The sequence below is a fragment of the Microbacterium sp. genome (assembly GCF_035554235.1).
Lineage (GTDB): Bacteria > Actinomycetota > Actinomycetes > Actinomycetales > Microbacteriaceae > Microbacterium.
Genome location: NZ_DATMIO010000165.1, coordinates 1 through 4,912 on the forward strand (window position 1 = coordinate 1; position 4,912 = coordinate 4,912).

At 72.2% G+C, this 4,912-nt stretch carries 6 protein-coding genes; 1 reads left to right on the forward strand and 5 read right to left on the reverse strand.

The genetic code is table 11. The features are described 5' to 3' along the window. Positions 1 to 714: thiamine pyrophosphate-binding protein (locus VNT50_RS08435; RefSeq protein WP_325484667.1), on the reverse strand; the 714-nt coding region annotated here is incomplete at its 3' end. Positions 715 to 717: 3 nt separating this feature from the next. Then, on the reverse strand, positions 718 to 1,161 hold the full coding sequence (locus tag VNT50_RS08440) for a PLDc N-terminal domain-containing protein (RefSeq protein WP_325484668.1): 444 nt from the start codon (positions 1,159 to 1,161) through the stop codon (positions 718 to 720). Between the two features lie 331 nt (positions 1,162 to 1,492). Here VNT50_RS08440 and VNT50_RS08445 point away from each other — a divergent pair, with 331 nt between their 5' ends. Next, positions 1,493 to 1,798 (forward strand): DUF4229 domain-containing protein, encoded by a 306-nt coding sequence (locus VNT50_RS08445; protein ID WP_325484669.1) that lies wholly within the window; start codon positions 1,493 to 1,495, stop codon positions 1,796 to 1,798. Here the strand turns inward: VNT50_RS08445 and VNT50_RS08450 are convergent, their stop codons facing one another. From VNT50_RS08450 to VNT50_RS08460, 3 genes are read right to left on the reverse strand one after another with little or no spacing between them, the layout of a single operon-like run. After that, positions 1,799 to 2,779, reverse strand: a complete 981-nt coding sequence (locus VNT50_RS08450; RefSeq protein ID WP_325484670.1) for a 1,4-dihydroxy-2-naphthoate polyprenyltransferase — start codon at positions 2,777 to 2,779, stop codon at positions 1,799 to 1,801. It lies immediately after the preceding gene. Between the two features lie 22 nt (positions 2,780 to 2,801). Next, entirely contained in the window at positions 2,802 to 3,992 is a 1,191-nt protein-coding gene (locus VNT50_RS08455) for an AMP-binding protein (protein WP_325484671.1), read from the reverse strand. Between the two features lie 7 nt (positions 3,993 to 3,999). Further along, complete coding sequence (locus VNT50_RS08460) at positions 4,000 to 4,911, reverse strand: 1,4-dihydroxy-2-naphthoyl-CoA synthase (protein ID WP_325484672.1); 912 nt, start codon at positions 4,909 to 4,911, stop codon at positions 4,000 to 4,002. Between the last annotated feature and the right edge of the window lies 1 nt (position 4,912).

Genomic DNA, 4,912 nt, shown 5'->3' on the forward strand with positions numbered 1-4,912 from the left:
CGCCCCCGACGCAATGTCCTCGTCGGCCTCGGGCGCGTGGTCGTCCGGTGTGTGGATGCCGGCTGGCGGGGCGTCCGGCGCCGGGGCGTCCCCGATCGCGGGTCGCCCGAACCACGCCGGGAGCTCGCCGGCGAGCGGCTCACGGAACGGCAGGTTGAGGTGCACGGGACCCGCCGAGCGAGTGCCGGCGCCGCGCGCCGCCCCGAACGCCTCGGCGGCGAGCGCCCGCAGCATCGCGGTGGATGCGGAGTCGCCGACGTCGTCGGGCTCCTCGGGGACCGGGAGGTCGGCCTCCCAGCGCACGCTCGGCGAGAACATGCCCGGCTGCCGGGTGGTCTGATTCGCTCCCACGCCGCGCAGCTCGGGCGGACGGTCCGCGGTCAGCAGCAGGAGCGGCACCCCGGAGTGATGCGCCTCGAGCGCGGCGGGGAGAAGGTTCGCGGCGGCGGTGCCCGATGTGCAGACGACGGCCACCGGCATCCGGGTCTCGCGCGCAAGGCCGAGGGCGGTGAACCCGGCGACCCGCTCGTCGAGGCGCACATGCAGTTCGATGTCGCCCCGGGCCTCGAGGCGCGCGGCGACGAGGGCGAGCGCCTGCGAACGCGATCCGGGGCTCAGCACGATGTGGCGGAGGCCCTGCGCGACGAGCTCGCTCAGCAGCGCGGCTGCGGCATCCGTCGCGGGCGACGAGACCCGGCGGGGGTGATCGGTCACGCTCTAGCCGACGGCCCCGCGCTGGCCCCGGGTGTCATCACCGTCGGGGTCGGGACCCGCGGACGGCGCGCCGGGAGTGGCGCCCGCGGCGGGCGTCGGCCCGGTCGGCGGCGTGTGCCACTTGGGATCGTCGTCCTCGGCGTCGAGCTGGGCGAGCTCCTCCTCGAGACGTCGGATGCGCTCGTCCTGGTCGCTCGACGTGCCGATGCGCTGCAGGAAGTCGGGGTCGTCGTCGGGGGCCCGGAGGGCTTTCGCCGCGCGCTTGCCGCTGCGGCCGACCACGAACCAGAGCAGGCCGCCGAGCACCGGCAGCAGGACCACGATCGCGACCCACGCGCCCTTCGACACACCGCGGTGCCGGGTGGAGGGCTGCACGGCGCAATCGACGATGCTGTAGACCCAGAAGACGGTCGCCAGCAACACGAGGATCAGGAGCAGCCGTGCCACGCTCCCATCCTAGGCGCGTCGGGGCGTCTCGGCGGGGTCGTGGCCGAACTGTGAGCGCGCGTACAGGCACCGACCGCAGCCCCCGTCATCCCTGCCGAAGCGCCGCACCTCTGCATGTCCCAGTTGAGCCGCTCTCGCAGTCTCGTATGCGGGCTGAACTGGGACACGCTCGGCCGTGCCCCGACGCATGTCCCAGTTGAGCCGCCACCGGGCGCGCGTATCGCGGCCGAACTGGGACATGAAGCCCGACGCGGTCGAACGGGTGGTCGTCGAGCTCCGTCTCCCACGCCGCGATCGCGCCGGTCTGCAGACTCCGACCTACACTGGACGGGTGAAGCTGCCCCCCGTCGTCGTCTACACGGTGCTGCGGCTGCTCGCATTCCTCGTGCCGTTCGGCATCCTGATGCTCTTCCCGATCATGCGCGAGTACTACTGGCTCACCGCCATCTTCGCCGCTCTGATCGGCTTCAGCCTGTCTCTGCTGTTCCTTCGCCGACCGCTTGCCGACGTCTCGGCATCGGTCGCCGCGCGCCGCGCGGCGCGGAAGGACCGGCAGCAGGACACGCGGCCCGACGAGGACGTCGAGGACCAGGCCGCCGATGCGGCGCGGAGCCCCGAGGCGTCCGGCGACCGCTGATCAGCCGACGAACGCCCAGAACAGCAGGGCGCCGAACGCGATCGAGGTGAGCGACGTGAGCCCGAGGGCGACGACCAGCTCGCGGGGCGCCCGATAGGTCCACACGATGAGGATCGCCGGCAGTGCGGCGAGCAGCGCCATGAGCGTCAGCCACGCGATCGGGTAGAACACCGCGAGCACGACCCCGATCACGAAGGCGCCGAGCACGAACACGGTGAAGAGCCACTGCGTGGCGCGCTTTCCGATCAGCACCGTGAGGGTGCGCTTGCCGGCCAGCCGGTCCTGATCGATGTCGCGCAGGTTGTTCGCCAGCAGCACCGCGCACGCGAGCAGCCCGGCCGCGACACCACCGAACCACGCCTCCTGCGGGATGACGAACGCCTGCACCCAGTTCGTGCCGACGGTGGCCACGAGCCCGAAGAAGACGAAGACGAAGATCTCGCCGAGACCGTAGTAGCCGTACGGGCGCTTGCCGCCGGTGTAGAACCACCCCGCGAGCAGGCATGCGGCGCCGACCAGGATCAGCCACCACTGCTGCGTGCGGATCGTGATGGCAAGGCCCGCACCCGCCGCGATCAGGAAGAACACGAGCGCGACCGTCAGCACCTGGCGCGGCTTCACCCGCCCCGATGCGGTCAGGCGCGCAGGGCCGACGCGGTAGTCGTCGGTGCCCCGGATGCCGTCGGAGTAGTCGTTCGCGTAGTTGACGCCGATCTGGATCGACACCGCGACGACGAGGCACGCGAGTGCGATGACCCAATGGAAGACCCCGGTCACGAGGATGGCGGTGCCCGTGCCGATCAGGACGGGCGTGAACGCGAGCGGCACCGTGCGCAGCCGCGCCGCGCCGACCCAGTCCCGGATCGTCGCCGGCTCGACGCGCCGCGGGTCGCGTGAGACGTGCGCCTTCTCAGGGTTGCCGCCGGGCTTGCGCTTTTTCGCGGGGGGACGCTTGCGGTTCTTGCTCGGGTTGCCTGCCACGAGAAGTGATCCTATTCGGATGTCAGCGGTCGGGCGTCTCGTCACGCACCAGTCCCGCGACCGCACGCCGGATGGCCTCGCGGTCGGGCTTGCCCGAGGGCAGGGTCTCGAGCTCGTCGACGAGCACGAGCCGTCCGGGACGCGCGTGCGGCCCGACATCCGCCGCCACCGCATCCCTGGCCTCCTCGAGCTGCACCGATTCGCTGCGACGAAGGGCCTCGCCGCGCGCCGCGACCACGACGCTCGCCTCGCCCCACCGCGGGTCGGGAACCCCGACGACGACGGCGGCCTCCAGGCCCGGAACCCCGCGCACGATCTTCTCGACGCGGTCGAGCGACACGTTGATGCCGCCCGACACGATGACGTTGTCGATGCGGCCGCGCACGCGGACGCGGCCGTCCTCGATGATCCCCGCGTCGCCCGTGCGGTACCAGCGGGTGCCGTCGGCATCGCGCGGGAACACGGCATGCGTCAGCTCGGACTCGCCGAGGTAGCCATCGGCCAGCATCGGGCCCGACAGCTGGATCTCGCCCCGCCGCTCCCGCACCCCGACGCCCGTGAGCGGCACACCGTCGTAGACGCAGCCGCCGCTCGTCTCGGATGCCCCGTAGGTGCGGATCACCCGAGCCCCCGCGAGCGTCGCGCGCTCCAGCACCGCCGCGGGCAGCGCCTGCCCGCCCACGAGGATCGCCTCGAACGAGCGCAGCGCCGCGGCCACGGAGGGATCGGACTCGGCCGCCGTCAGCAGCGCCGAGAGCTGTGCGGGAACGAGCGAGGTGTATGTCGGGATGCGGACGCCGCCCTCGCTGGAGGCCATCGAGAGGGCGGCGGCGGTGAACGCCTGCGGCGAGAACGTGCCCGAAAGCAGCGCGGGCTCGCGCCCCAGCACGAGCGAGCGCACGAGCACCTGCAGGCCCGCGACGTAGCTCGCCGGCAGTGCGAGCAGCCACGCGCCTTCGCCGATGCGCTCCGCGGTGGCGAGTGCGCTCGATGTGAGGGCGCTTCGGCCGAGGATCACGCTCTTCGGGGTGCCGGTCGATCCCGAGGTCGTGATGACGACGGCCGTGCCCGCGGGCACGTACAGCGACCCCCCCGAGCCGGACGTCGGTGCCAGCATGCCGAGCCCGAGCGCCGGACCCGATCCGTTCAGGGCGGCGCGCAGGGCGCGGAGAAGATCGCGTGGGTCATCTCCCGCGACCGGCTCGAGTCTCATGACCGCCTCAGTACTGCCACGGGTACGGCGACCAGTCGGGGTCGCGCTTCTGGAGGAAGGCGTCGCGGCCCTCGACCGCCTCATCGGTGCCGTAGGCGAGACGGGTCGCCTCGCCGGCGAACACCTGCTGTCCGACGAGCCCGTCGTCGACGGCGTTGAACGCGAACTTGAGCATGCGGATCGCCGTGGGAGATTTCGTCAGGATGCCGCGGGCCATGGCGATCGCCTCGCGCTCGAGGTCGGCGTGGGGCACGACGCGGTTCACGGCGCCCATCTCGTAGGCGCGCTGCGCGGAGTACTCCTCGGCGAGGAAGAAGACCTCGCGCGCGAACTTCTGCCCGATCTGCCGGGCGAAGTATGCCGAGCCGTAACCGGCGTCGAACGACCCGACATCGGCATCCGTCTGCTTGAAACGCCCGTGCTCCGCCGACGCGATCGAGAGGTCGCACACCACGTGCAGGGAGTGCCCGCCGCCGGCCGCCCACCCCGGGATCACCGCGATCACGACCTTCGGCATGAACCGGATGAGCCGCTGCACCTCGAGGATGTGCAGCCGCCCGGCCCGGGCGGGGTCGACGGTCTCGGCGGTTTCCCCGGACGCGTACTGGTAGCCGGTACGGCCGCGGATGCGCTGGTCGCCGCCGGAGCAGAACGCCCAGCCGCCGTCCTTCGGGGAGGGGCCGTTGCCGGTGAGCAGCACGCAGCCGACGTCGGAGGTCTGTCGCGCGTGGTCGAGCGCGGTGTAGAGCTCGTCGACGGTGTGCGGCCGGAACGCGTTGCGGACCTCCGGCCGGTGGAACGCGATCCGCACCGCGCCGACGTCGACCGCGCGGTGGTAGGTGATGTCGGTGAACTCGAAGCCCGGGACGGGCTGCCACGCCTTGGGATCGAACGTCTCGGACACCTGCTGATCGGCCACT